Raw genomic sequence first — 25003 nt, 5'->3', positions numbered from 1 at the left:
ATGCCATGGACGAGCAGAGCATCCGCCCGCCGCTGCCGCGCTTCGTGCAGATCGAGCCGGTTGGCCAGTGCAACCTGCGTTGCCGCATGTGCCCGGTCCAGTTCCGCGCCGACGGCCAGGCCGGACCGCCCGCCTTCATGGCCGAGGACACCTTTCGCGCGCTGCTCGACCAGTTTCCGGCGCTGGCCGAGCTGCACCTGCAAGGGCTGGGCGAGCCGCTGATGCACCCGCGCTTCTTCGACATGGTCAGCCTCGCGGCGGCACGGGGTATCCGCGTCTCGACCAACACCAACATGACGGTGATGACCGACGAACAGGCGCAACGCTGCGTGCACAGCGGGCTGGACACCCTGCACGTGTCGATCGACTCGGCCGACCCGCGCGCGTACGCCTGGGTGCGCGTGGGCGCGCGGCTGCCGCTGGTGCTGCGCAACCTGCGGCGCGTGCTGGCCGCCCGGACCGCCGCGGGGGGGCGCCAGCCCCGCATCGTGCTCATCGCGGTGCTGATGCGCAGCACGCTCGACGGCCTGCCCGCCCTGGCGCGCCTGGCGGCGGAACTGGGCGTGGACAGCCTGGCGGTCCAGCAGCTGTGCCACGACTTCAGCGAGGACACGCTGCCCGAACGCTACCTGCCGATGCGCGCGTTCATCGACGCCGAACTGCTGGGCAACACCGACCGCGCGCATGCGGAAGCCGTGTTCGACGCAACGCGCGCGACCGCGGCGGCGCTTGGCCTGGCCCTGCGCCTGCCGCGCCTGGCGCCGCGCCCCCACGCCCCGCAGGTGCCGGGGCCGGCGCGCTGCGACTGGCCATGGCGCGGCACCTACATCAGTTACGACGGCAAGGCCATGCCCTGCTGCATGGTGGCAACGCCGGACCGGATATCGATGGGCGACATGGCCCGGCAAGGCGTGGCCGCGGTCTGGGCCGGCGAGCGCTATGCGGATTTCCGCGCGCGCTTGTCCTCGTCCGAACCGCCCCAGGTGTGCGCCGGCTGCGCCATTTACCGGGGAACCTTCTGATGGAGGAAACTGTGAACCGCCGACCACTGCTGCACCGGCTCGAAGTGCGATCCGTCGTCGTGTTCCGCGCGCTGCAGCTGGGCGACATGCTGTGCGCAGTGCCGGCGCTGCGTGCATTGCGCAGCGCGCTCACCGACGCCCACATCACACTGGTGGGCCTGCCCTGGGCCGGCCAGTTTGCCGAGCGCTTCAGCCGCTACATCGACGAGTTCATCCCCTTCCCCGGCCACCCGCTGCTGCCCGAACAACCGGCTCGGCAACACGACCTGACGTCCTTCTACGCCGAAATGGGCGCGCGCGACAACAGCCTGGCCATCCAGATGCACGGCAGTGGCGACATCACCAACGAGATCGTGGCCGGCTTTGGCGCGCATGCGATGGCAGGTTACACGCGGGGCGACCCGGTGTGCACCGACACCACCGCGCTGCTGCCCTATCCCGAGACCGGTACCGAACCGGAGCGGGTGTTGGCGCTGGTGGAGAAGATTGGCGCTCACCCGGCAGGCAAGCACCTGGAATTTCCCCTGTCTCCGAAAGACGAGCGCGAGCTGCACGACAGCGGCGTTGCCGAAGGGCTTGAGCCCGGTAGCTACATTTGCGTGCATCCCGGCGCGCGCTATCGCGACAAGTGCTGGCCGCCGGAACGGTTCGCCGAGGTGGCCGACCAGCTGGCCGATGAATTCGGCGTGGACGTGGTGCTGACCGGATCGGCCGCCGAGGCCGCTCTGGCCGGGCAAGTGGCGGCGCACATGCGCAACCACGCGGTCAACGCTGCCGCGCCCATCTCGATCGGCGCCATGGCCCACCTGATGCGCGGCGCCCGTCTACTGGTGTGCAACGACACCGGCGTGTCCCACCTTGCCGCCGGGCTCAAGCTCAAGAGCGTCGTCATCTTCAGCAAGGCCGACATCGCGCGCTGGGCGCCGCTGGACCGGCACAACCATCGCTGCATCTGGGACCCCGGCGCGGAAAGGGCGGCCACCGTGCTGCAGCACGCGCGCGCCTTGCTCTCCGGCGCGGAACCCGACAGCGAGCGCGCGACAGGGATGTGGCCGTACTGGTGATGGCGGGACGGCGCGCGATCTCCGCTGCCGCGGTGCTGGCGCGGACCGTCGAAGGCCTACCGTTGGCAGGTTTCACACGCGGGCGATCTGACGTGAGGTGAACGCGTGGGCAGCGAGCTGCAGCCGGACGCGAGCGCTGCAGTTCCCAGCTTGACTGGACCCGGTCGAGTGTGTGGGCAGGTCCTCCTGCCCACCCGTTCAATCTGCGCTGGAGAGCCCGCGCCGGCTCCCGGGTGCAAGCGTCTGGATCGGCACGTGCGCTTTAACTGGCGCTGCGCAGCAGCGACACCGCCAATTCCGTCACCTGTTCAACCGGCACGTCCGACACGAAGCTCGGATCGTGCGGGCAGCGGTAGCGCACATTCTCGGCGCCGCACACAGGGCAGTGCAGGCGCAGCGACAGCGCGGAGCGCAGCAAATGCTGGCGCAGCGGCGTGCCATCGATCAGGTTGGTGAACCAGAAGATGCCCACGCTCGGCGTGCCGATCGCCAGCGCCAGGTGCAGTGGGCCGGTATCGTTGGATACCATCAGCGCCGCGCCGTCCAGCAAGCCGCACAGGCCCGCCAGCGACAGCCGGCCGGTCAGGTCGATTGCCGGCCACGCCATTGCATCGATCACCGCGCGGACCACGGCAGCCTCGCTGGCCGTGCCGTTGACGGCGACCGCCGCGCCGGCCTTGGCCAGCGCGGTGCCCACCGCGGCAAAGGACTCCGCCGGCCAGCAACGCCGCGGATCGGTGGAGCCCGGCTGCAGGACGGCGAGCGGACGCCCCGCGCAGACCCGGAATACCTTGGCCGCCTCGGCACGGTCGGCCTCGGTGACGGCGAATTCATCGCCCAAGGGCGGCGGCGGCGCGCCCGCCAGTGCCGCTACTTCGAGCAGGGCAAGCCTGCGGTTGTTCGGCACCGCGTAACGAACCCAGCGATCCAGCGGCGGCGCATCGTCGGCCCGGTGGCCGACCGCGAGCCGGGCGCCGAAGCGCTGGACGAATGGATTGGAATAGCGTCCACCGCCAAACAGCTGTACAGCGAGGTCAATACGCGCGGCCTGCATCTGTTCGAGGAAGGCCGCAGCCGCGCTGTCGCCGCATGGGTCGTCCGCGGCCAGGCCCACGCCCGGATACGGCGGCATCAGCACCACCTTGTCCACCGGCCCGGGCCGCCCATGCAGGAGTGCGCATTGCCAGGGCTGGCCGACCAGCGCCAGCTCGGCTTGCGGGTAGGCCAGGCGCAGTGCGTGCAGTGCCGGCAAGGTGAACACGAAGTCGCCGACCGAATGCGGCACGAGTACTGCGATCCTGTTCACGTTGTCGAGCTTGTCGCGAACCTGCGCCGGCGCCTGCAGCTGTGCCTGCGCCGCCACTGCGGCCCCGGCAACGCTGCCAGATGCACGGGACGTGCCGCGTGTGTTCGCTTGTGCGCGCCGGCTGCTCATGCCGTCCGGTCCTGCCCGCAAGCCGCGCTGTGCCCGCCAAGCAGCACCTGAGGCGCATCGACCTCGCGCGTGTCCACCGTGGTCGGCAGCTCCATGTGGTAGGCGCCGGACGGAATCAGTCCGCATCCACCGTAGCGCTCCATCACGCGCAGCTGGGCCACCACGTCCTCGCCGCAATGCTCGGCAGGCAGGTCGCGCCAGAAATCGAAACCGCCGCACGCGCGCAGCCTGGCGGTATCGAACAGTACGCAGCCGCCGACCCACGCGACCCGGTAGTGGCGCTCGGTGTCGCGCGTCAGCCCCAGCCGCCCCTGCACGTGAAACAGGTTGGCCGCGCTGTGCAGGTGGTGCCGCGCCCACGCCTGCCCGTCCGGCCGCACCACCTCGGGCAGCACCGGGCCGTCCCAGAACGCAATGTGCTCCTGCCACGGCCGCACCTGCCCCAGGTAGCTGAGCCCGTGCAGCGCGCTGCCGACAAAACCGCAGCCCTGGGCGACAAGCGAACGGTACAGCCGCTCCACCAGGTCGGGCTCCAGGATCACGTCGTCGTCCACGAACAGGCAATAGGGCGCCTGCGCCTGCGCCAGCAGGAAGGCGCGCTGTTCGGCCATGCCGCGCCGCGGCAGGTGGCGCAGCGTTTCCACCGGGTGGCCGCGCGCCGTCAGGTAGCGCAGCACGGCCGCGACCTGAGCGTCGTCATACACGCTCGCGCCATCGGACTGGTCGGACACGACGATGCGCAGCGGCCCGGCGGACTGCGCGCCCAGCGCGGTAAGGGTGACGGCCAGCGCCGCCGGCCGGTTGCGGGTGGGGACCAGCACGTCCACCGGCAGCGGCTTCACGGCGCCGCCTTTCCGGCCTCCGCGCCCTGCCCGGCTGCCTGCACATACAGGCAGGGGTTGAGGGCCGGATCGTTGTACATCTTGAACTGGCGGTAGACCTTGAAATAGGTGTCGCCGGCACGCGCCTCGCCAAGCAGCCGGTCCAGGCAGCCGGCCAGGTCGCGCCGCTGTGCGAGCAACTGCTCGAGCTTGGCGCCGCAGGCCTGCACATGGGCGGCGCCAGCCTGCACGCGCTCGGCCTGCAGCCGCATGTGGTGGATCTTGAGGGCGAGGATCGACAGCCGGTCCACCATGGCGCCCGCCGTTTCGCTGGACAGGCGCGCGCCGGGCTGCTTGCGCACGTGCGCCAGCCCGGCCAGGATCGCCTCGTCGATCGCCTCGACCGCGTCGTTGCGCTCCTGGTTGTGCTGGTCGATCAGGCGCTTGCTCGCGGCGATGTCGCTGGCGGGCACGTTGCGCCGGCGCGCGCGGTCTTCCTCGCGCCACAGCAGGCAGTTGCAACGGTGGTTGGCGCCGATCCAGTGCCAGGCGCCGGGCAGGCCGGGCGGCAGCGGCGCGGGCCAGCCGGCACGCGCCAGTTCGCGGTCGTGGAACCGCACGATCGCCCACGCATCGAGCATGGCTTGCATCTGCGCCCTCCCTTCAGTTTGGCGGTGTCAACGCCCACGTTGGAGAAGGCTGAGCCGCCTGAAGTTCTGCGCAACGGCCCCGGCGCATTTGGCGCAGCGCAAACACCTGGCCGTGACGCGCCCTACCATCGTTCCAATGGACCCGCCCGACACCGCCTCCCCCTATCCGCGCCCGCAGCTGGTGCGCGCCGGCTGGGCCAGCCTGGACGGCTGGTGGGAGTTCGCGTTCGACGACCAGGACCGCGGCCTGGACGAAGGCTGGTACGACGGCCGCCCGCTGGCGCGCCGCATCCGGGTGCCGTTCCCGTACCAGTCCGGCACCTCGGGCGTCGGCACGCGCGAGGTGCACGAAATCATGTGGTACGGCCGCAGTTTCGAGGTGCCCGCCGGCTGGACCTTCGGCGAACTGCTGTTGCACTTCGGCGCCGTCGACTACGCGGCCGAGGTCTGGGTCAACGGCCGCATGGCCGGGCGCAACCGGGGCGGGCACGTGCCGTTCTACTTCAATATTGCGCCCTACCTGCGGCCCGGCGCCAACCGCATCGCGGTGCGCGTCGAGGACCGGCAGGATCCCTACCAGCCGCGCGGCAAGCAGTCCGCGTCGGGCAAGCCGGTGCGCATCTATTACTGGTGCACCAGCGGCATCTGGCAAAGCGTCTGGCTCGAGCCGGTGCCGGCGGTGCGCATCGACCACCTGCGCATCCTGTCGGCCCAGCCCGACGGCATGCTGGCCGTGCAGGCCAACCTGCACGCGCCGTTCGGCGCCTGGGAAGCCGAGCTCGACGTGTTCGACGGCATCGAGTCCGACCGCCTGATCGCGCGCACCCGCGCCGGCACCCACGCCGCCCACATCGTGCTGTCCACGCGCATCGCCTCGCCGCAGCCGTGGACGCCCTCCAACCCGCACCTGTACCGGCTGCGCGTGCGCCTGTACCACCAGGGCGCGCTGCTCGACAGCGTGGAGTCCTACACCGGCCTGCGCAAGATCGAACTGCGCGACGGCTATTTCCACCTGAACGGGGAGCGCATCTTTCTGCTGATGGTGCTCGACCAGGGCTACTGGCCCGACACGCTGCTGGCCGCCCCGTCCGACGCCGCGCTGCGCGCCGACATCGGCTGGATCAAGCGCTTCGGCTTTAACAGCGTACGCAAGCACCAGAAGATCGAATGCGAGCGCTGGCTCTACTGGTGCGACCGCATGGGCCTGATGGTATGGGAGGAAATGCCCAACGCGCGCGGCTGGTCCACCAAGGCCGAGGAAAGGCTGCTGATCGAATGGCTGCGCGCGATCCTGCGCGACCTGAACCACCCGTCGATCATCGCCTGGGTGCCGCTGGTGGAAAACCTCGGCTTTCCCGAGCTAAAAATGCATCCCGAACAGCACTCCTACCTGGAACAGATGGTCGGGCGCACCCGCATGCTCGATGCCACGCGCCCGGTGATCGACAACGACGGCTGGCACCACACCGACCTGACCGACGTCTGCACCATCCACGACTACACCTACCCCGTCGACAAGCTGCTGGCGCGCTACACCGACACGCTGCGCACCGGGCGCCCGCCCGACAAAGGCTGGTCACGCGACACCTCGCTGTTCCTCGACGGCGCGCGCTACCGCGGCCAGCCGATCGTGCTGTCCGAAGTGGGCGGCTACCTGATGGAAGCGTCCGAGGTGGCGCCCGAACGGCGCGACCGGCTGTACGACGCCTACGGGGTAGTGCGCAGCGATGGCGAGCTGGCCGAGCGCTACCGCGTGCTGATGGAGGGCCTGGCCACGCTGCCGTTCCTGGCCGGGGTGTGCTACACCCAGCTGGCCGACATCGAGCACGAGCGCAACGGCTTGCTGACCGCAATGCGCGAACCGAAGATCGACCCCGACGAGGTGCTTGCGCTGCACCGCCGCCTGTGGCCCACCGCCTGAGTGTTGAGTCAACACGTCGGCCCCGCAAAAGGCGGGAACGACGGTTCGACACTGAATACAGACAGCGCAAAGAAAAGAGGCGCCCCGCGGGGCGCCTCTGTGGCGGAGACAAGCGCGCTTACTTGAGCAGGCGAGCCCGGTTGGCGACCCAGGCGATGGCCAGCGCCAGCGCGCCGATCCATGCGATCGCGGCCTGCATGCCCAGCCCTTGAGCGATGGCGCCGATCGCGGGCGGCCCCATCAGGCTGCCGGTGTAGGCCATGCTGGCCACGCCGGCCAGCGCCATCGGGCCCTGCGCGCCGGCGGCCGAGAACACGAACGGGAACACCAGCGACAGGCCAAGGCCGGCCACGGCAAAGCCAAACAGCGCGCAGAATGCGTTGGGCGAGAGCACGGCGAAGAACAGGCCGGCCGCGCCGAACATCGCACCGCCGGTCACCAGCGGCTTGGCGCCGTAGCGCGCCTTCAGGCGGTCACCGCACATGCGCGAGGCAAGCATCATCACCGAGAACGACGACAGGGCCAGCGGCGCCAGGCCGTCGGTGGCGTGGAAGTGTTCGCGCAGGAACACGCCGCTCCAGTCGGCAATGCTGCCTTCGGCCATCGAGCCGAGGAAACCGATCGCGCCCAGCAGCGCAAGCGGGCCGCGCGGCAGCGCGAATTTCTTCTTCTCGACGTGTTCGGCGGCGTCGTCGATGTCCAGCACCTGGCAGGCGCCCCACAGCACCAGGGCCAGGGGACCGGCCAGCATGACGAAGTGGGTGGCCGGGGCAATGTGCAGGCTCGCCATCAGGCTGCCCAAGGTCGCGCCCGCCAGGCCACCGGCGCAGCCCAGGCCGTGCAGTCGGGACAGTTCCGACTTGCCACTCTGCTTTTCGCGACGGGTGGCGGCCGAGTTGACGGCCACGTCGAAGGTCGAGGCGGTAATGCCGAGCATCAGCACGGACAGCATCAGGCGCGACACGGTGGGCGCCATGCCGATCGAAACCAGGTCGGCCAGCAGCGCCAGGCCCGACACCAGCAGCGTCTTGCGGGCGCCGTAGTTGCCCATCAGCCAGGACGAAATTGGGTAAGAAACGACGGCGCCGAGGCCGCCGCACAGCAGCACCATCGACAGTGCGGCGTGCGACACGTGCACGCCGGCGGCCAGCGCCGGAATGCGGCCCGCCCACGATCCCATGATCAGCCCGAACAGGGCGAACAACAGGGGCAGGGCGAAGCTTTGGATTTGTACTTGGGTGAGCGAAAAGCGTTGGCTGGAGACAGGAGTTTGCATTGTTCCGGTTGGTCGGTTGGGCGGGCCTGCGGGGCAGGACGTTTCAACTTCGTTCAGTAAAGAACTGCTAACAGGGCCTAAAAATGCGAAACGCCAACCGAAGTGGTTGGCGTCAGGAATAATTTACGGGAGGAATTTTAAAGAGTTTTTCGGCCGTCTGCTTTGCCAACCGGAAAAAAATTTGCGTGCGTTGCGAAGCTTGCAGCAGTTGATTTTGAACACACAACATGCGAAGAAATTGCGCCACGTCACCTCCGCCAGGATCAGCCTGGTTTAGGTTTGAATCTTCCATTCGGAAACTAACTGCATCCGAGAAGCAAATGAGGAGGTGGGCGATGGCCACGACTTCAACCCTGCTGCGCGTGCTGCGCCTGGCGATGGTCCCGGCGGCGCTGCTCGCGGCTGATACCTGGGCCGCGAACCATCCCGCGGCGACGCACAAGGGCGCCACCACCGAGCCCGGCCTGCAATGCCAGCAGGTGCGCTACCTGCGCCCGCCGCCGGGCGACCTGGCGCGGGCAGGCGGGCCGGCACGCTGCGATGCCGCCGCGCTGTATTACGACACCCGCGCGATGCACCGGCCCGGCGACGCCGACTGGGACAAGGTGCGCGAGTGCGCTTTCCGCACCGGCGACAGCGCGGTGTTGATGATGTTGTATGCGAACGGCGCGGGCGTGGCGCCCAACCTCGGGCTGGCGATGAAGTACGCGTGCGCCATGCCATCCACGCCGGCCGAACTGCGCAACCGGCTGGCGCGCCTGAAGCGGCGCGACGCGCGCACGGTGTTCGACCAGTGCGACGACGCCGGCCCGGCGCTGCGCGACTTTTGCGCCGCCGCGCGCGAGCGCCAGGGCGACCGCCTGCGCAATGACGACCTGGCCGCGCTCACGCGCGCGTGGACACCGAAGGAACGCGTCGGGCTGGACATGGTGCGCGAGGCGATGCAGCACTTTGCCGAGCATCGCGGCGACTACGAGACCGACCAGGGCAGCCTGGCCCGCGCGCGCCTGCGCGCCGAGGCCCTGAGCGCGGAGCTGGACCGCTTCAACGAGGACCTGTCCGAATTCCAGCGCGGGAAGACGCCACGCTTTAGCGAGGGCGAATACAAGGCGCTGGACGACAAGATGAACCAGTTGTACCAGCAGTTCATGCAGGCCGTGCCCGGCCCGGACTCCTACCTCGGCTCGATCCGCAAGTCGGGGGTCGAGAAGACCCAGCGTGCCTGGCTCGCCTACCGCGACGCGATGGAGCTGTTCGGCTCGATCAAGTACCCGGACGTGCCGGCTTCCGGCTGGCGCGCGCTGCTCACCAGCCGCCGCATCCGCCAGCTGGACGAGCTGGAAGCGGCGGCCGAAGGCCGCTAGGCCGTGCCATCCTCGGCCCAGCGCGCCGCCAGGTAGTCCAGGAAGCTGCGCGCAACGGGCCCCAGCGCGCGCGCCGGATAGACCGCGTACACGCCGGTCTCGCGCCCGGCCCACGCAGGCAGCACCTGCACCAGCTCCCCGGCGCGCATCGACGGCGCCATCGTCACCGCCGAATGGAAGGCGATGCCATGCCCGTCCACCGCCAGCTGGCGCACCGCGTCGCCGTTGTCGGCCCGCGCGCGCGGACGCGGACGCACCAGCCGCTCGCCCTCCGGGCCAAACAAGCGCCAGGCCTCGCCGTCGTGGCTTGCGGTCGAGACCAGGCAATCGTGCCGCGCCAGATCGTCCACGCTCGCCGGTTCGCCATGCCGCTGCAGGTACCCGGGCGCGGCGACCAGAATGCGCCGGTTCGGCAGCAGCTTCTTCGCGATCAGGGTCGAGTCCTCGAGCCGGCCGATGCGGATCGCCAGCGTCACGCCTTCGCCGACGATATCGACGTAGCGGTCGGTCATGATTAGATCGATCTCGATCTGCGGGTAGGCGCGCATGAACCCGGACAGGTGCGGCACCACGTGGCTGCGCCCGAACACCAGCGGCGCCGACAGGCGCAGCGTCCCCTGCGGCAGTTCGTGCTCGTCGCGCAGCCGCTCCCAGGCCCCGCGCAACTGCTCGAAGCCGGCCGCGCAGTCGGCGTAGTAGCGCTGCCCGGCCTCGGTGAGCGACATCGCGCGCGTGGTGCGGTTGATGAGCACGATGCCCAGCGCCGCCTCGAGCTGCTTGACCAATCGGCTCACCGACGACGGCGTCATCCCCAGCTCGCGCGCCGCCCTGGCAAAGCTCTGGTGCCTGGCCACGGTGACAAAAGCGCGCACCAGCGCCAGCGATGGCTCCTGCATTCGGTCCTCCTGCGAATGAATGAATTGCTTACCCAGCTATTATCGCCACAAATCGAGATTATTAGAATGTCCTTCTCATCACAGGAGAAACACATGGACATCGCAGAGCGCGCCCTCGCCTTCCACGACCTGCACTCCCAACCCGCGCCACTGCGCCTGCCCAACGCCTGGGATGCCGGCAGCGCGCGCCTGGTCGAACACCTCGGCGCGCAAGCGATCGCCACCACCAGCGCGGGCGTCGCCTGGTCGCTCGGCTACCGCGACGGCGACGTGCTGCCGGTCGGTCAGCACCTCGCGGCCATCGAACGCATCGCGCGCATGCTCACGGTGCCGCTGTCGGTGGACATCGAAGGTGGCTACGCGGACGACCCGCACCAGGTGGGCGAGCACGTGGCGCGTTTCATCGCGGCCGGCGCGGCCGGCATCAACATCCAGGACGGCGCCGGATCGCCGGAGCGGCTGTGCGAGAAGATCGAGCAGGCGCGCAAGGCGGCGCAGCGGCTCGGGGTCAAGCTGTACATCAACGTGCGCACCGATGTGTACGCGCGCGGCCTCGTCGAGCCGCAGGCGCGGGTGGCAGAGACGCTCGATCGCGCGCGGCGCTACGCCAGCGCGGGCGCGGACGGCCTGTTCGTGCTGGGCGTGGTCGATCGCGAGGAGATCCACGCGATCGCCGCCGGCACTCGCCTGCGCCTGAACGTCATCGCCTGGCCGGGCCTGCCGCCGGTGGCCGAACTGGGTGCGCTGGGCGTGCGCCGCGTCAGCGCCGGCTCGTGGTTGCCGCAGCAGCTGTGGGCGCGCACCACCGAACTGGCAAGCGGCTTTTTGGCCGATGGCCGCTCGCAGCCGTTGATCGAAGGCGCCGCGCCCTACGCGCAGGTCAACGGCTTCTTCTGACCTGCCGCTACAGTGCCTTGAGCGTATAGAACGAGCCGTCGGCCGGGAACCTCACCTCGCGCGACTTGCCGTCCGCGGCCTTGATGTCGTGGATCGTCAGCGCCAGCTTCCACTCGCCGTGCCCGAAGCGCTGCTTGGCCAGCTGGAGTTCGCGGCCTGCCGCGTTCTTCCAGCGGTAGCGCGGCTGCGGGCCGCTCCTGTCCATCCCGTTCAGCCAGATGATATTGGCGGTCCAGCCCGAGAAGTTCCACCACAGGTCGCTCTCCGGCGAGTGCGGCGTCAGGTCGTCGCGCCCCACGGGCCACTCGCCCAACTGGGCCGAGACGTGCAGGTTCAGCGGCGCGGCCAGCTTGCCGGTACTGACCTGCATGTCGAGCTGCCCCATGCTGCCGGGCGGGTAGGTGTAGCACAACCAGACGTGATGCTCGTCTTGGTATACGTACAGCGTCACGCCGCTGCCGGCGTCGATCGCCTGCGCGGGCAGGCGCGCGTACTCGGAACAGTCGCCGTCAACCAGCGGGGTCGGATGGCTGGCCGCACGCGCGGGCAGCGCCAGGAACAAGGGGAACACCAGAAGCGTCAACGCAAGCGCACGAAGCATGTGATTCTCCTTTCATCAGTGGTCAACAGCCTGTATTGCCCCGCACCCGCGGTGGCTCATTCGGTGTCGGTCGTGCGCAAGGGCTGTTCGCTCATGCCCCACAGCCGGTAGGCCCAGAATCCCTCGTCCTCGAAGGTGCGGCGGCGCAGCTCCTCGGGCGGAAAGCCGGTGATGCGCACCGTCTGGCGGCACAGGTGCGACTGGTCCGAATAGCCGGCGCCGTCGGCCAGCTCGCTCCAGTTGGGCCGCCCCGAGCGTTCGGCCACCACCGCATCGAAGAACACGCGCTCGGCGCGGCTGATCCCGTGCAGCTCGCGCAGCGGCAGGCCGGCCCAGTGCTTGATGCGGCGCTCGACCTGGCGCAGGCTGCGTCCCAGCCCGGAGTTCGCGGCCCGCATCATCAGGTTGCGCGTCCAGTCGGCATATGCGCGCGCCGGCAGCCAGCTCTCGGGCCGGCGCCGCTGCCACAGCGGGTCGAGGAACTGCTCGATCAGCGCCACCCGCGCATCGTCGTCCGGCGCCGCCTGCACCGCCGCGCACATCGCCAACCATTCGCCATCGAACACCTCGGCGGCCGGGACGATCCGGTTGACGTAATCGCCGGGATCGATCCCGAGCAGGTGCGCCAGCGCGTCCGCCTGCAGCAGCAGCACCATCACGTGCATCGGCCCGGGGTTCCAGCTGACGGTCGGTCGGCTGAACGGGCCGCAGAATATGACCCTGCCGGGCAGCGGCTCGCGCGGACTGGCGGCAGCGGCGGGATAGCCGGGCGCGAGCAGTTCGGCCTCGCCCGTGAGATACCAGATGATCGAACACAGCGGCGTGGCCGGCAAATGGTTGTAGCGCTGTTCGCTCGCCAGCGCCACGGCGCGCGTGTCGCGGCTCATCACCGCGCGCACCAGCGTGGACAGCGAGGCGCGCGGCAACCACATCTCGCAACGCGCGGCGGACAGTGCCGGCGCAGCGAAGCCCAACGAGGATTCATCGACCTTGTGCATCCGCCCAGTATAAGCAATCCGGAACGACATTTGCTAAAAAGTAAATGTCGCAAAAGTTCAAGACTTGCCACAATCGCATCGTTACGATGGCTGGGTTCAGATTTCAGGAGATCGCAGTGCATCCGGTCAGTTTGCGAAACGTTGGAAAGACTTACCGCCTCGATTCGGTCGAGGTGCCGGCCCTGTCCGACATCAGCGTCGACATCCGCCAGGGGGCGTTCACCGTGCTGTCGGGACCATCCGGCAGCGGCAAGACCACCCTGCTCAACCTCATCGGCTGCATCGACGCGCCCGACCGCGGCGAGATCGTGGTCGCGGGCCGGCACGTGAACGCAATGCGCGACGACGAGCTGTCGGACTTTCGCGCCCGCCACATCGGCTTCATCTTCCAGAGCTTTAACCTGCTGCCGGTCTTGAGCGCGTACGAGAACATCGAATATCCGCTCGTGCTGGCCAGGGTGCCGGCCGCGCGGCGCCGCGAGCGTGTGCGTGAACTGCTCGATGCGGTCGGCCTGTCGGACCGCGCGCGCAACCGCCCGGGGCAGCTGTCCGGCGGCCAGCGCCAGCGCGTGGCGATCGCGCGCGCGCTCGCCACCGGCCCGGCGCTCGTGCTGGCCGACGAGCCCACCGCCAACCTGGACAGCCACACCGGCGCCGAGATCATCGCGCTGATGCGCACCATGCAGCGCGAGCGCGGCGTGTCCTTCGTGTTCTCGTCGCACGACCCGCAACTGCACGCGCAGGCCGACGACCTGATCCTGATGCGCGACGGCCGCATCGTCGCCACGCAAGGAGCCAACGCATGAACACCTTCTCGCTCGCACTGCGCAACCTGCTGCGCAACCGGCGCCGTTCGTTCACCACGTTGCTGGCGATGGTGGTCGGGCTGGTGGCGATCCTGCTGTTCGGCGGCTACAGCTCCAGCATCAAGTACGGCACCCAGACCGGCTTCGTCCAGTACAGCGGCCACCTGCAAATCCAGCGCAAGGGCTATTTCGTCGATGGCGGCGACAACCCGACCGCCTACGCCATCGCCGGCTACCAGCGCCTGATCGACAAGATCCGCCAGGACCCGCAGCTGGCCCCGATGCTGGCCGTGGTGACGCCCACGCTGCAATTGGGCGGCATCGCCGGCGTGTTCGCCACCGGGGCCTCACGTTCGGTGATGGCCACCGGGCTGGTCGCCGAGGACCGCAACCGTATGCTGGAGTGGAACGACTACCAGCTGGTCAGCTACGCACAGCCGCTGCCGCTGGCCGGCGCCGCCCCGGACGCGGTGGTGGTGGGCACCGGCGTGGCGCGCAAGCTCAAGCTGTGCTCCCTGCTGGACGAAGCCGGCTGCGCTCCAGGCGCGGTCCCCGTGGCCGCGCACGCCGCGGCCCTCCCGTCGGATATCGCCGCGCTGGCATCGCTGGACCAGCCCGCAGCCCAAGGCGCAAGCGCCAACCGCATCGAGATGCTGGCCGCCACCGCGCATGGCGCGCCGAACGTGGCCAGCCTGGACGTCATCAAGGCCAACAACATGGGCATCAAGGCGCTGGACGACGTGTACATGGCGATGCACCTGGCGCAGGCCCAGCGGCTGGTATTCGGCAGCGAAGCGCCGCAGGTGACCGCGATCATCGTGCAGCTGAAGCACACCGCGCAGCTGGAGGCGGCGCGGCAGCGCCTGGCCGCGCTGCTCTCTTCCGAACTGCGCGCACAGGACCTGGAAGTACTCGACTTCGGCACGCTCAACCCCACCTATGGCCAGACCAACGAATTCATGGATTCGATGTTCGGGTTCATCGCGCTGCTGATCGGCGTGATCGTGCTGTTCACGATCGGGAACACGATGAGCACCGCCGTGGTGGAGCGCACCGCCGAAATCGGCACGCTGCGCGCGATGGGCTTGCGCCGCTCGGACATTCGCAAGCTGTTCCTGTGCGAGGCGGTGGTGCTGGGCGCGGCCGGCGCGGTAGCCGGCGTGGCATGCGCCCTGGTGGTTGCGCAGGCCATCAACCACAGTGGCTGGACCTGGACGCCGCCGGGCTATTCTTACGCCTACCTGGTGCAGGTGCTCATCGGGCAGAACCCGCGCATGCTGGCCGGCAGCGTGGCCGGGATGCTGGCGGTGACCTTGCTGTCGGCGTGGTGGCCGGCGCGGCGCGCGGCCCGGCTGGCCATCGTCGACGCCCTGCGCCACGCATGAAAGGAACGACCATGAAACGACTTCTTGCAGCCCTGCTGGCAGCGGCCAGCGTGGCCCACGCCGCGCCCAATCCGCAGGAGATCCTGGCTGCCAGCGACGCGGTGCGCAACCCGGACTTCCCGTTCGGGCTGACCAACACGCTGGTCGAGTACCGGCAGGGCAAGCAGACGGACACCAGCGTGCTGGCGATCTACTCGAAGTCCGACCCGAACGGCGGGCAGTTCCGCAGCCTGGTGCGCTACACCGCGCCGGCGCGCGACGCCAACAAGCTCATTCTCTACAACGGCCGCGACCTGTGGTTCTTCGACCCGGCCAGCAAGGCCAGCATCCGCCTCTCGCCGCAGCAAAGGCTGCTCGGGCAGGCCTCCAACGGCGACGTGGTGACCACCAACTTCGCGCGCGACTACCGCGCCACCGAAGCGGCCGAGGAAGAGACGCTGGATGGCGAACGTGTCAAGCGCAGCTGCTACCGGCTCAATCTTGCGCCGTCCACGCCGGACGCTTCGTACCACCAGATCGAGATGTGGGTCGAGAAGGGCAGCGCACGGCCGGTCAAGGCCCGCTTTTACGCCGAGAGCGGCAAGCTGCTCAAGAGCGCCTACTACCGGCGCTACCAGAAGGTGTTCGGCACCGAGCGCCCGACCGAGACCGTGATCATCGACGGGCTCGAGCCGGACTGGGTAACCGTGCTGCGCTTTTCGGACTGGGTCAAGCGCGACGTGCCCGAAGCCTGGCTCCAGCGCGACTACCTGCCGCGCTTTAAACCAGAATGAGGGCGCTGCGCCACGCCCTGCTTGCCGGCTGCGTGCTGGCGCCACTGGCGGCAGCGGCCCAGGACCTTGACGCCGCCGCGCTCGCATTGGCGGACCAGGCGCCGGTGGTGACGCCAGCCGCCAGCGACTGGCGCAGCTTCGTCGAGGTGGGTGCGGGCAGCGGCGCCAGCCGGCGCCTGTCGCTCGACCTGCAGTACGAGCACGCCGTATCTGCACAATGGTCCGTTTCGCTGGCCGACCGGCTCGACTTCAACTGGCCGGGCCGCCACGGCATCAACACGCTCAAAGATGCCTTCGCCAGCTGGCGACCGGATGCAGGCACGATGCTGGACGCCGGGCGCATCAACCTGCGCAACGGCGTCGCGCTCGGCTACAACCCCACAGACTATTTTGGCCGCGCGGCGGTGCGCTCGGTGGTGTCGATCGACCCGGCCAGCCTGAAGGAGAACCGCCAGGGCAGCACGATGCTGCGCGGGCAGAAGGTGTGGGACAGCGGTTCGTTCACGGCGGTGTGGGCACCGGCGCAGGATGGCGTGGGGCTGGCGCATCCGGCACGCCTGCTGCTTGCGGCGAGCCAGAAGATCGGCCCGCTCGCGCCGCAGGTGCTGGCTTACCGCGAGGGGTCGCAGCCGGCGCAGTTCGGCTTGAATGTCACGAGCCTGCTGGGTGACGCGACGGTCGCCTACGTCGAGTGGTCGGGCGGACGCAGCGCGTCACAACTGGCGGCAACAGCCGGCATCGTGCCGCTGGCGCAGTCGTGGCGCAACCAGGTCTCGGCCGGCCTCACCTACACGGCGCCGAACCGGCTGTCGCTCACCGCGGAGTATCACCACGACGGCCGGGGTGCGGACGACGCGACCTGGGACCAGGTCAGGCGCGGACCATTGCCGCTGTACGGGCTGTACCGCAGGCAGGCGCAGACGCTGCAGGTGCTGCCAACCCGGCGCGAACTGTTCTTCCACGCGCGCTGGCAAGATGCGTTCATTCCCCGGCTCGACCTGTCGGCCATGCTCAACGCCGATCTCATCGACGCCAGCCGCCGCCTTTGGCTGGAGGGACGCTACCATGCCGGACGCTTCGACTACGCGCTACAGTGGCAGCGGCATCGTGGCGAGGCGCTGAGCAATTACGGGGCGCTGTCCGCGTCGAACGGCTGGCAGGTGACGGTGCGCAGTTACTTCTGAGCGGCCGCCACGGCGTCCTCGCCGCAGGCTGCCCCGGCCAGGTCAGCCGAACAGCGCCTCAAGGCCAGCCCGGTAGCGGCGGCTGCCCTGAACCTCGCTGTCGTCCGCGAGCACGACGACGAAATCGCCGCTGAAGTGCGGCTGCAGTTCGCGGATGTGGCGCACATTGACGATGCAGGAGCGCGACACGCGCACGAAAGCGTCCGGTTCCAGTCGCGCTTCCAGCCCGGTCAGCGTCTCGCGCAGCAGATGCATTCGCTCGCGCGTGTGCACTTCGATGTAGTTACCCGTGGCCTCGAAGCGCAGGACGTCCTCGACATCGACCAGCAGCACGCGCCCGTTCTTCTTGATCGGCAGGCGGCGCACATGGCGCCGCGCCGGGCCGCTGCCGAGTTCGCCGAGTAATGCAGCCACGCGCACGGCGAGATCGCCCGGCCTGGCGGCCAGCCGCGCCCGCGCCCTGGCCAGCGCCGTCCGGAGGCGTTCCGGCTCAACCGGTTTGAGCAAGTAGTCGAGCGCGTGGATCTCGAACGCGCGCACTGCGTACTGGTCATAGGCAGTGACAAAGATGGTGGCCGGCATGCAGTCGGCGCCGACCGCCGCCACGACGTCGAAGCCGTCGGCCTCCGGCATCGAGATGTCGAGGAACACCAGGTCGGGCTGCAAGGCCGCGATCGCGTCGATCGCCGCTTGTCCGTCAGCGCACTCGCCAACCACCTCGACGTCGGGCTCAAAGGCAAGATGCTGCCGGATACCGCGCCGCGCCAATGCCTCGTCGTCGACGATCAATGTACGGATGCGCATGGGCCCTCCTGCAGGGGAATCGCCAGCGACACGGCGGTGCCGCCGCCAGGGTTCTCGCCGATATCGAAGGCGTGGCGGGCGCCGAACATCTGCTGCAGGCGCGCGCGGGTGTTGGACAAGCCGATGCCCCATTTCACATCCCGGCCAAGGCCGGCACCGTTGTCGGTGACCGCCAGGCGCAGCATGCCATTGTCGGCGCGCGCGCTGATGACGATGCGGCCCGGCCGCGCGCGGCGGGCCACGCCGTGGCGGATGGCGTTTTCCACCAGCGGCTGCAGTACCAGGCTGGGCACGCGCGCCTGCATCACGTCCGGCCCGGCATCGACGTGGTAGCTCAGGCGGTCGGCGAAGCGGATCTGTTCGATCGCCAGGTAGCTGGCGATGAAGTCGAGTTCCTCGCGCAGCGTGACCTCGCGGCTGCCGTCGTTGTCCAGCACCTTGCGCAGCAGGCCGCACAGCAGCTGCAGCATGTACCTGGCCGCTGCGGGATCGTCGCCGATCAGCACCGCGATCGAATTGAGCGTGTTGAACAGGAAGTGCGGCTGCAACTGCGACTTCAGCGCCAGCAGCTGCGCTTCCGCCAGCTGCGCTTCCAGCCGCAGGTGGCGCCGCTCGCGCTCGTGGATGTTGTGCCGCAGGCGCAGGAACTGGACGGCGCCCACCAGCGCCCAGTACACGGCGAGGTTGGGCAGGAAGGTCATGACGAACAGGCGGGAAAAGTTCGCGCTCCAGTCGGGGCCAACCCCCGGCGCACCGACCAGCGGCGCGGCGGCGGCGTACAGCGCTAGGTTGAACAGCACCGCAACGACGCTGCCCGGCACGTGAACGGCCACCACGCGCCAGAACGCGCGCCGCTCGAAGGGCACGCGCTTGGCCAGGCGCAGGATCGGCAGCGTCAGCAGTGCCCAGCCGCTCGCCCAGACCAACCATGCGGCGAAAGCGGCCCCCCACGGCACGGATTGGCCGCGCACCGCTGCAGCGAAGTGCGATTGGGTCGCGAACACTGCGGCGCACAAGATCCATCCGGCCACCGTCAAAAGGATGGGGCGGCGGGCGCAAGCGAGGCGTTCGGTCGGCACGGTGGCGGCGTTCAGGTGAGCAATGGTCCGGTTCATGTTACACGGGGCGCGTTCAGGCTTCCGATCTTGCCATGGCGCGGCACGCTACGCATTACATTTTTGCAACGCTGCGGCTTACCGGCGGGGGGCCTGCGCACTCGCCGGCCAGAGGCCCAGCTGCTTCATGATGCCGACCGTGTCGCCGGACGCCCACTCCTCGGCAATCTTGCCGTCCACGAAGCGAAACGTCGCCTGCCCGGTTGCAGTGACGGACTTACCGGTGGCCGGCAGGCCGTTGCCGCTGCCGGTATTGGTGCCGCGCGCGGTCCAGCGCACGGCGACCAGGTCGTTCTCGGCGACGATCAGGTCGACGTTCATCTTCAGGTCAGGGAAAGCCTGACGCCAGCCCTTGGCCTCGGCCAGGCCATTGGCGCGCGTGAAGGTGCCGTTGCCGGCATGGCCGACGAAGTCGTTGGTGTACGGCACAGTGAAGATACCCTGGCTCAGACCTTCCTCGAAGACGCGGCGGGCCACAGATTTGTTCAGTTCCTCCTGAGGGCCGGCAAGCGCGGCACTGGTGCCGCACATCGCGATCACGAGAGCGCCGAGGCGCAGAAAGGGCGAGATCTGGTTATGCATTATGAGTCTCCATGGTCAGGCGGGTACGACGTGCACCCGTGACGCCATCGTAGCGGCGGCCCGCGGCCCGATCGGCAGCTTTGTGACAAGCGGTGGACAAACGGTGACGACCGGCGAGGACAACCAGTCGATGGGGCGGCCTTCCCAACAAATGCATGAAAAAAGCGCGCGTCCCATGAGGGTACGCGCGCTTCTATCAACATACTGCAGGGCAGGTTTTAGAACGGAATGTCGTCGTCCATGTCCGAGAAGTTCGGTGCCGGGCGCGGTGCCGGGCGGGCTGCCGGAGCCGGGGCCGGCGGAGCCTGGCGCTGCGGCTGGCGCTGCGGCGGGGCGTCGTAGCCGCCGTCGTCCATGCCCATGTCGGCGCCGCCGCCCATGCCCTGGCGGCCGCCCAGCATTTGCATGTTCTCGGCGATGATGTCGGTCGCGTAGCGCTCGATGCCGTCCTTGTCAGTGTATTTGCGGGTCTGCAGGCGGCCCTCGACGTAGACCGACGAGCCTTTTTTCAGGTACTGGCCCACGATCTCGGCCAGGCGGCCGAAGAAGGAGATGCGGTGCCATTCGGTCAGCTCTTTCTGCTCGCCGGTGTTGCGGTCCTTCGAGCGGTACGAGGTTGCTACCGCGATGTTGGCGATCGCGTCGCCGCTCGGCATGTAGCGGATTTCGGGGTCGCGGCCCAGGTTGCCGACGATAATGACCTTGTTCACGGATGCCATTGCTTGTCTCCTTCAGTAAGTAAACCCTGACTCTGCACTTGACTAAGCATCAGGGTGGTTGTGTGTTCGCTGCGACTCGCTATTATGCCTGCTCTGCCGCCAGCCGCCAGTACTTTTTGCGCGCGCATTCTACCCTCATCCGTCCGCCGGCGCACCCCAGGCGGCCGCGGATCTGCTTTCCGGCTGCGCGGGCTGCGCCGCCTGCGCCGTTTCCAGCGGATTGCTGACCATTTCCTTCACCAGGTAGGTCGGGCGCTGTTTCACTTCCATGTAGATCCGGCCGATGTATTCGCCCAGAATGCCGATCCCGATCATCAGCACCCCGCTGAATCCCACGACCGCCGCCAGCAGGGTCACGTAGCCGGGCGTAACGACGCCGTACAGAATCGCCTGGAGAACAATCGCGAGCAAATACCCAAGGCCGATGAGCAGCACCAGACCGCCCAGGTAGCTCCAGATCCGCAGCGGCACGGTACTGAAACTGGTGATCCCCTCGAGCGCAAAATTCCACGAGCGCCATGTGTTGAAGGACGATACCCCGTTGATACGCCGCCCGACTTCATATTCCACGAACACGGGTTCGTACCCCACCCAGGCGAACAGGCCCTTCATGAAACGGCGGTTTTCCCTCAGCTGGCGCAGCTTGTCCGCCACCTTTCGGTCGATCAGCCGGAAGTCGCCTTCATGTTCCGACAGCTTGACGTCCGAAATGCGGTTGCTGATGCGGTAGAAGACATTGGCAAGCAATCGGTAGGCGCGCGTATCGGTGTCGCGCGACACCCGGCGCCCGACCACGACCTCATGGCCCTGTTCCCACCGGGCGATGAAGTCGCTGACGACCTCGGGGGGATGCTGCAGGTCGGCATCCATGAACACGACCGCGTCACTGTGCGCGTAATCGAGCCCGGCAGTCAGCGCCGCTTCCTTGCCGAAGTTTCTGGTCAGGTTGATGCCCTTGACCCAGCTCTCGGCTGCGGCCAGCGCGCGGATGCGGGAAAAGGTGTCGTCCGCGCTTCCGTCGTTGACAAAGACGACTTCGAACGTATAGCCGGGGTGCCTGGGCAGCAGCGGGCGGAACCGATCGACGAAATGGCTCAGGCTGCCGCTCTCGTTAAAGCAGGGGACAATCACCGAAATTGTCTTGTTCATGGCACCTTCCGCTTCACGAGGCCATCAGGCCCACGCCAAGGATGATCGCAACCATGCCGGCCAGTTTGGTCATGGTGAATTGCTCGCCAAAGTAGAGCACGCCGACGAGGAAGACCCCGAGTATCGACAACGATGTGTAAGTCGGATACAGCACCGACAGCGCAAAGTATTTGAGGATGATGGAGTAGGCAAAAAAAACGGCGGCATACAGCAGCAGCGCCGTGCCCACCCGCAGCATCCACCCCAGCTCGAACGGCGGGTGGCTGGACGAGGCACGCAGGAGTGCATGCGACATCGTCAGCACGGTAGCGAGCGCGCACGCCACAAGGACCAGGGGAAGCATGTTGCGCACGCGTCAGTCCGCATCACCGGCAACATCGATTGCCAGCGCCCAGTCGCCATCTTGCACTGTGCAGGTGACGGGGTAGGGTTGGAACAACCTGAGCAGCGGCTCGATATGCGGATAGAAGTTCAGGTGCTCGTCCAGCGTGTAGTAGAAGTAGCGCTGGCGCGGCACGACGACGAACAGACGGCGCTTCGTTATGCGCAACAATTCCTTCACCGACGCCTCGACATCGAGCAGGTGTTCGATGACATGCGTGCAGGTGACGACATCGAACTCGTTTTCCGCAAACGGCAGCGCGGGCAGCATTCCCGGATAAATCTGGAAGCGCCCGGCCGCGTCTTTGTTGACGACGACATCCGCACCCGCGATACGGCGCCACGGACGGGCTTGCGCCAGACGGCCCAGCAGATAGCCATTGCCGGCGCCGACATCGAGCAAGCTCGCGTCCGGGTCCGCAGGCAGCTTGTCGAGAATGAACCTGACGGACGCTTCGTTCAGGTCGGTGTTGCGACGTCGCGAGATCGATTTGCCCAGCGAAGCGTAAAAGCGACGGTATTCCTCTGCCGTCATGGAATAGGCCATGGATTTGAAATCCATGAAATGCCTGACCGAGAGCGTTCCGTAGGCGAGCACGAAGAACGGCCACATGAACCAGCGACTGTCGCGGACGAGCGGGGGAACCAGCTCATCCAGCACAAAGCGGATGCGGGTCGTCACCTCGCGTCTCATTGCTGCCGCCCCCGGGTGTCGGCAACAACGGCCTTGTCGGGCGCCTCCTCCGCGAGCTCGGCGTAGCCGAAATTCTCGACATTGAAGTAGAGCTCGCGCGGGTCGCCCGGCGCCACCACACGCGCCACCTCGCCCTGGAATGACAGGGTGTGCTGCGCGGCGGGCGGAATGGACAACTCGAGCGAGGCATGGCTGGGCTCGCTACGCGAATCGATGTGCCAACGTCGCGTTCCACTTTCAACCTGGACCGTGCCCGCAGCTTGCGAGGCGACGTCGAAATCGACCCGGATTTTCTTCGTGAGCGGCGATTCATTCACCAGCGTAAGGCTGCTGCGGCGCGACGACCATCGGAAGTGAACGCCCTGCGCACTCGTCTCCGCGTCGTAGAAGCCCGGCCCCCAGGCAACGCGGATGGCCGGGTTCAACCACTGGGCTCGTTGTCGCGCAAACTCGGGCGCCCCCACCTTGGCCAGCAGCCGGTCGCCTGCCGTGCCCAGGTCAAGCACCACGTACCGGGAATGGTCGAATTTCCGGACCGCGCCAGCCGCTTCCAGCGCCGACACCAGTTGCCTTGCATCGTCCTTGTAGGCGTACCGGTCGACCAGGATGGCATCGAAGTTCGAATATACCGCCGCGTCCAACATGGCTGGCGGCGCGGTGCCGGCAAGCCGATCCTGCCAGGCGCGGTGGCGCTGCGAGAACGAGGGCCAGCTCCATCGCATGTTTTCCCCGCTCCACAAGAACGGGCGCAGGTGGTCGTACGACAGCATGCGGTCCTGCAGGTACCCTGGAGGAAAGCCGGTGAGTGGCAGCTGGAGAATACTGGCGCCTGCCGGGTAAAGCGCCTGCAGGTGGGCGGCAATATCGCGGTCGGCCCGGTACTGGTTGGTATCCGCCACTGCGCGCTCGGGCAGGTTGCAGTCCAGCAGTTGATCGTACAAGCCGAGCACACCGAATACGGCGACACAGGGGTAGGCGATCCTCTTGCCCAAGCGGCCACGCGGCCATGCCCGCAACACGAAGCCAAGGCCGGCGAGCGCGAAGAATGCCAGGAAGACCGAGAAGCGGTTGTACGCCCGGATGTCGGAAAAAAAGAACAGGTTGAACACCGCGCCGGCGCCCCCTGCGGTGACGAACAGCAGGGTGAACAGGGACAATGGCGCCAGGCTTGCCAGCATCGCACCGGATTCGTCATTCGGCAGGCGCAGCAGGCGCAGCGAAACCAGCAGCAGCAGGACGAAGCCGGCCGAGGCGGCCAGGCCCAGGCGCGCCATAGTGTTCTCGTTTTCATTGGGGAAGGTGCTGGCCTGGTCCCGGCGCGCCCACTGCGCCAAAAAGCGCACCGGGTTGTGCGGATTCGGCACGATCATCCTGCGAATCTTGGCGCCGTAGATCTCGGCCTCGGCCGGCTTCTTGTAGTTCATTTCGGGCGGCTTGCCTGCGCTGTACCAACTGTACAGGCTTGGAGACAGGTTGATCGACGTGGCGCCAATCACCAGTGCCATCGCAGTGGCGGCGACGGCGAGGACGCGCCGCGAGCGCGTGCCCACGTATCCCACCAGGCCCGCAAATGCAAAGAGCAGCACCGCGAAGAAACTGTAGTAGACATAATCGAACCCCTGCGCAATGCAGGCGCCATACGCGACGCGCCTGATCAGTTTGTCGTTCTCGCTCGCCAGCCCGCCTGCAATGTGCACAGCGAGCAGCGCAAGGAAGGGAACGAGGTAATACACCAGGTTGACGTGCGCGACGTTGCGCAGCAACGCGAATGGCAGGAACGCGTACAGGATGCCGGCGGCAAAGGCATACACGCGGCCCAGGCCCAGCAGCCGCAGCGCGAGCGTCGAGCTGGCAGCGGACAGGGCCAGCGTGAGCAGCCAGAAACCGTTGAGAACCAGCCCCGGCTCGGAGGTGAAGAGCGAGATCGCCTTCATGATGAGCCAGTCGGCATTGGTCATGATCGGGAAGGCGGCCGCGTTCAGCTCGAAGGGCGCGGACAGCTGTGGAATGATGAACGTCCACCCATTGAGCAGCATGCCCTTGATGTACATGAGAATGACCATCGAGTCGCCCTGGTATTCGAACGGGACCCGCAGGTCGTACGAGCGCAGATGCAGCACGTTGTACGCAATGGCGGCGACAACTGCTGCCTGGGCGACGTACAGGAGCGCTTTGCTTGCAGTGGGAAGGCGGCGGTTCATGGATGGCTTGGCACGACACAAGACGACACGGCAATCCCTCGTGGGCGAATTGATGCAGTGGCCGGTAGCGCGCAATGCGAGCTCCGGACGTGGACAAACATGCATCGGCTGGGGTCGCATGATACGCAAGCAAAAAAGGCAGAGTTGGAGATGCATCAACCGAGCGGGGGGCCCTGTTTCAGCCGCGCCCACGAGCAAGTTTATTTTCGCGTTCTGGTGGGTTTGTCATTGGAAAACACTTGAAGCGCACCATCTGCAGCCATCC

25 protein-coding genes are annotated in these 25003 nt (G+C 67.7%); 9 read left to right on the top strand and 16 right to left on the bottom strand.

What is annotated here, in order from left to right; all coding sequences use genetic code 11:
• Positions 1-5 precede the first annotated feature (5 nt).
• Together NX773_RS19260 and NX773_RS19255 are read left to right on the top strand one after the other, a co-directional pair.
• Positions 6-1022, top strand: coding sequence for a radical SAM protein (locus tag NX773_RS19260; protein ID WP_258857907.1), 1017 nt, complete (start codon positions 6-8; stop codon positions 1020-1022).
• An 11-nt stretch (positions 1023-1033) separates the two neighbouring features.
• On the top strand, positions 1034-2086 hold the full coding sequence (locus NX773_RS19255; protein ID WP_258857906.1) for a glycosyltransferase family 9 protein: 1053 nt from the start codon (positions 1034-1036) through the stop codon (positions 2084-2086).
• Between the two features lie 262 nt (positions 2087-2348).
• On the opposite strand, the gene NX773_RS19250 is transcribed toward NX773_RS19255, so the two are convergent.
• Genes NX773_RS19250 through NX773_RS19240 form a run of 3 tightly spaced genes read right to left on the bottom strand, consistent with a single transcriptional unit; the run spans position 2349 to position 4992 of the window.
• Complete coding sequence (locus NX773_RS19250) at positions 2349-3521, bottom strand: glycosyltransferase family 9 protein (protein WP_258857905.1); 1173 nt, start codon at positions 3519-3521, stop codon at positions 2349-2351.
• A complete protein-coding gene (locus NX773_RS19245; RefSeq protein ID WP_258857904.1) occupies positions 3518-4363 on the bottom strand; it encodes a glycosyltransferase family 2 protein in 846 nt (281 codons plus the stop codon). The genes NX773_RS19250 and NX773_RS19245 overlap by 4 nt, the downstream gene beginning before the upstream one ends.
• Positions 4360-4992, bottom strand: a complete 633-nt coding sequence (locus tag NX773_RS19240; RefSeq protein ID WP_258857903.1) for a DUF4254 domain-containing protein — start codon at positions 4990-4992, stop codon at positions 4360-4362. Before NX773_RS19240 ends, NX773_RS19245 begins: the two co-directional genes overlap by 4 nt.
• A 136-nt stretch (positions 4993-5128) precedes the next feature.
• On the opposite strand from NX773_RS19240, the gene NX773_RS19235 reads away from it, so the two are divergent.
• Positions 5129-6913, top strand: a complete 1785-nt coding sequence (locus NX773_RS19235; RefSeq protein ID WP_258857902.1) for a glycoside hydrolase family 2 protein — start codon at positions 5129-5131, stop codon at positions 6911-6913.
• A gap of 118 nt (positions 6914-7031) precedes the next feature.
• Here the strand turns inward: NX773_RS19235 and NX773_RS19230 are convergent, their stop codons facing one another.
• Entirely contained in the window at positions 7032-8189 is a 1158-nt protein-coding gene (locus NX773_RS19230) for an MFS transporter (RefSeq protein WP_258857901.1), read from the bottom strand.
• A gap of 112 nt (positions 8190-8301) precedes the next feature.
• Positions 8302-8532 carry a hypothetical protein gene (locus NX773_RS19225; RefSeq protein ID WP_258857900.1) on the bottom strand — a complete coding sequence of 77 codons (231 nt, stop codon included), beginning with the start codon at positions 8530-8532 and terminating at the stop codon, positions 8302-8304.
• Here NX773_RS19225 and NX773_RS19220 point away from each other — a divergent pair.
• Positions 8525-9553 carry a lysozyme inhibitor LprI family protein gene (locus NX773_RS19220; protein WP_258857899.1) on the top strand — a complete coding sequence of 343 codons (1029 nt, stop codon included), beginning with the start codon at positions 8525-8527 and terminating at the stop codon, positions 9551-9553. The two genes, NX773_RS19225 and NX773_RS19220, sit on opposite strands and share 8 nt — an antisense overlap.
• Here NX773_RS19220 and NX773_RS19215 read toward each other — a convergent pair.
• Positions 9550-10449: a LysR family transcriptional regulator gene (locus NX773_RS19215; protein ID WP_258857898.1), complete on the bottom strand. Its 900-nt coding sequence runs from the start codon at positions 10447-10449 to the stop codon at positions 9550-9552. The genes NX773_RS19220 and NX773_RS19215 overlap by 4 nt on opposite strands.
• Before the next feature lie 93 nt (positions 10450-10542).
• On the opposite strand from NX773_RS19215, the gene NX773_RS19210 reads away from it, so the two are divergent.
• Positions 10543-11346, top strand: coding sequence for an isocitrate lyase/PEP mutase family protein (locus tag NX773_RS19210; RefSeq protein ID WP_258857897.1), 804 nt, complete (start codon positions 10543-10545; stop codon positions 11344-11346).
• Positions 11347-11353: 7 nt separating this feature from the next.
• On the opposite strand, the gene NX773_RS19205 is transcribed toward NX773_RS19210, so the two are convergent.
• Positions 11354-11947: a hypothetical protein gene (locus tag NX773_RS19205; protein ID WP_258857896.1), complete on the bottom strand. Its 594-nt coding sequence runs from the start codon at positions 11945-11947 to the stop codon at positions 11354-11356.
• Between the two features lie 56 nt (positions 11948-12003).
• On the bottom strand, positions 12004-12921 hold the full coding sequence (locus NX773_RS19200; protein WP_258857895.1) for a helix-turn-helix domain-containing protein: 918 nt from the start codon (positions 12919-12921) through the stop codon (positions 12004-12006).
• Positions 12922-13031: 110 nt separating this feature from the next.
• Between NX773_RS19200 and NX773_RS19195 the strand changes: the two genes are divergently transcribed.
• The 4 genes from NX773_RS19195 to NX773_RS19180 are packed head-to-tail and all read left to right on the top strand — an operon-like array spanning position 13032 to position 17093.
• Positions 13032-13751 carry an ABC transporter ATP-binding protein gene (locus tag NX773_RS19195; protein WP_307728693.1) on the top strand — a complete coding sequence of 240 codons (720 nt, stop codon included), beginning with the start codon at positions 13032-13034 and terminating at the stop codon, positions 13749-13751.
• Entirely contained in the window at positions 13748-15136 is a 1389-nt protein-coding gene (locus NX773_RS19190; RefSeq protein WP_258857893.1) for an ABC transporter permease, read from the top strand. Before NX773_RS19195 ends, NX773_RS19190 begins: the two co-directional genes overlap by 4 nt.
• A gap of 11 nt (positions 15137-15147) precedes the next feature.
• Positions 15148-15909, top strand: coding sequence for an outer membrane lipoprotein-sorting protein (locus NX773_RS19185; protein ID WP_258857892.1), 762 nt, complete (start codon positions 15148-15150; stop codon positions 15907-15909).
• Positions 15906-17093: a hypothetical protein gene (locus NX773_RS19180; RefSeq protein ID WP_258857891.1), complete on the top strand. Its 1188-nt coding sequence runs from the start codon at positions 15906-15908 to the stop codon at positions 17091-17093. The genes NX773_RS19185 and NX773_RS19180 overlap by 4 nt, the downstream gene beginning before the upstream one ends.
• Positions 17094-17135: 42 nt before the next feature.
• On the opposite strand, the gene NX773_RS19175 is transcribed toward NX773_RS19180, so the two are convergent.
• The 8 genes from NX773_RS19175 to NX773_RS19140 form a co-directional block, all read right to left on the bottom strand.
• Complete coding sequence (locus NX773_RS19175) at positions 17136-17897, bottom strand: LytR/AlgR family response regulator transcription factor (RefSeq protein ID WP_258857890.1); 762 nt, start codon at positions 17895-17897, stop codon at positions 17136-17138.
• Complete coding sequence (locus NX773_RS19170; RefSeq protein WP_258857889.1) at positions 17879-19012, bottom strand: sensor histidine kinase; 1134 nt, start codon at positions 19010-19012, stop codon at positions 17879-17881. The genes NX773_RS19175 and NX773_RS19170 overlap by 19 nt, the downstream gene beginning before the upstream one ends.
• Before the next feature lie 78 nt (positions 19013-19090).
• On the bottom strand, positions 19091-19594 hold the full coding sequence (locus NX773_RS19165; RefSeq protein WP_258857888.1) for an ester cyclase: 504 nt from the start codon (positions 19592-19594) through the stop codon (positions 19091-19093).
• Positions 19595-19812: 218 nt separating this feature from the next.
• On the bottom strand, positions 19813-20313 hold the full coding sequence (gene ssb / locus NX773_RS19160; protein WP_258824243.1) for a single-stranded DNA-binding protein: 501 nt from the start codon (positions 20311-20313) through the stop codon (positions 19813-19815).
• A 135-nt stretch (positions 20314-20448) separates the two neighbouring features.
• Positions 20449-21462 carry a glycosyltransferase family 2 protein gene (locus tag NX773_RS19155; protein WP_258857887.1) on the bottom strand — a complete coding sequence of 338 codons (1014 nt, stop codon included), beginning with the start codon at positions 21460-21462 and terminating at the stop codon, positions 20449-20451.
• Between the two features lie 13 nt (positions 21463-21475).
• Positions 21476-21814: a hypothetical protein gene (locus NX773_RS19150; RefSeq protein WP_258857886.1), complete on the bottom strand. Its 339-nt coding sequence runs from the start codon at positions 21812-21814 to the stop codon at positions 21476-21478.
• A 3-nt stretch (positions 21815-21817) separates the two neighbouring features.
• A complete protein-coding gene (locus NX773_RS19145) occupies positions 21818-22525 on the bottom strand; it encodes a class I SAM-dependent methyltransferase (protein ID WP_258857885.1) in 708 nt (235 codons plus the stop codon).
• A gap of 8 nt (positions 22526-22533) precedes the next feature.
• Positions 22534-24813, bottom strand: coding sequence for a hypothetical protein (locus tag NX773_RS19140; protein ID WP_258857884.1), 2280 nt, complete (start codon positions 24811-24813; stop codon positions 22534-22536).
• Between the last annotated feature and the right edge of the window lie 190 nt (positions 24814-25003).

This window comes from Massilia solisilvae (genome assembly GCF_024753215.1).
Classification (GTDB): Bacteria; Pseudomonadota; Gammaproteobacteria; order Burkholderiales; family Burkholderiaceae_D; genus Telluria; species Telluria solisilvae.
The sequence above is the reverse complement of the archived record's forward strand: the minus strand, read 5'-3'. Positions and strand labels throughout refer to the sequence as shown.

Excerpts from the sequence above, each read along its gene's own strand:
- NX773_RS19215 (WP_258857898.1), bottom strand. The coding sequence starts at position 10,449 with ATGCAGGAGCCATCGCTGGCGCTGGTGCGCGCTTTTGTCACCGTGGCC.
- NX773_RS19190 (WP_258857893.1), top strand. The coding sequence starts at position 13,748 with ATGAACACCTTCTCGCTCGCACTGCGCAACCTGCTGCGCAACCGGCGC.
- ssb (WP_258824243.1), bottom strand. The coding sequence starts at position 20,313 with ATGGCATCCGTGAACAAGGTCATTATCGTCGGCAACCTGGGCCGCGAC.
- NX773_RS19260 (WP_258857907.1), top strand. The coding sequence starts at position 6 with ATGGACGAGCAGAGCATCCGCCCGCCGCTGCCGCGCTTCGTGCAGATC.
- NX773_RS19205 (WP_258857896.1), bottom strand. The coding sequence starts at position 11,947 with ATGCTTCGTGCGCTTGCGTTGACGCTTCTGGTGTTCCCCTTGTTCCTG.
- NX773_RS19185 (WP_258857892.1), top strand. The coding sequence starts at position 15,148 with ATGAAACGACTTCTTGCAGCCCTGCTGGCAGCGGCCAGCGTGGCCCAC.
- NX773_RS19170 (WP_258857889.1), bottom strand. The coding sequence starts at position 19,012 with ATGAACCGGACCATTGCTCACCTGAACGCCGCCACCGTGCCGACCGAA.
- NX773_RS19165 (WP_258857888.1), bottom strand. The coding sequence starts at position 19,594 with ATGCATAACCAGATCTCGCCCTTTCTGCGCCTCGGCGCTCTCGTGATC.
- NX773_RS19155 (WP_258857887.1), bottom strand. The coding sequence starts at position 21,462 with ATGAACAAGACAATTTCGGTGATTGTCCCCTGCTTTAACGAGAGCGGC.
- NX773_RS19250 (WP_258857905.1), bottom strand. The coding sequence starts at position 3,521 with ATGAGCAGCCGGCGCGCACAAGCGAACACACGCGGCACGTCCCGTGCA.
- NX773_RS19180 (WP_258857891.1), top strand. The coding sequence starts at position 15,906 with ATGAGGGCGCTGCGCCACGCCCTGCTTGCCGGCTGCGTGCTGGCGCCA.
- NX773_RS19220 (WP_258857899.1), top strand. The coding sequence starts at position 8,525 with ATGGCCACGACTTCAACCCTGCTGCGCGTGCTGCGCCTGGCGATGGTC.
- NX773_RS19240 (WP_258857903.1), bottom strand. The coding sequence starts at position 4,992 with ATGCAAGCCATGCTCGATGCGTGGGCGATCGTGCGGTTCCACGACCGC.
- NX773_RS19235 (WP_258857902.1), top strand. The coding sequence starts at position 5,129 with ATGGACCCGCCCGACACCGCCTCCCCCTATCCGCGCCCGCAGCTGGTG.
- NX773_RS19195 (WP_307728693.1), top strand. The coding sequence starts at position 13,032 with ATGGCTGGGTTCAGATTTCAGGAGATCGCAGTGCATCCGGTCAGTTTG.
- NX773_RS19230 (WP_258857901.1), bottom strand. The coding sequence starts at position 8,189 with ATGCAAACTCCTGTCTCCAGCCAACGCTTTTCGCTCACCCAAGTACAA.
- NX773_RS19210 (WP_258857897.1), top strand. The coding sequence starts at position 10,543 with ATGGACATCGCAGAGCGCGCCCTCGCCTTCCACGACCTGCACTCCCAA.
- NX773_RS19175 (WP_258857890.1), bottom strand. The coding sequence starts at position 17,897 with ATGCGCATCCGTACATTGATCGTCGACGACGAGGCATTGGCGCGGCGC.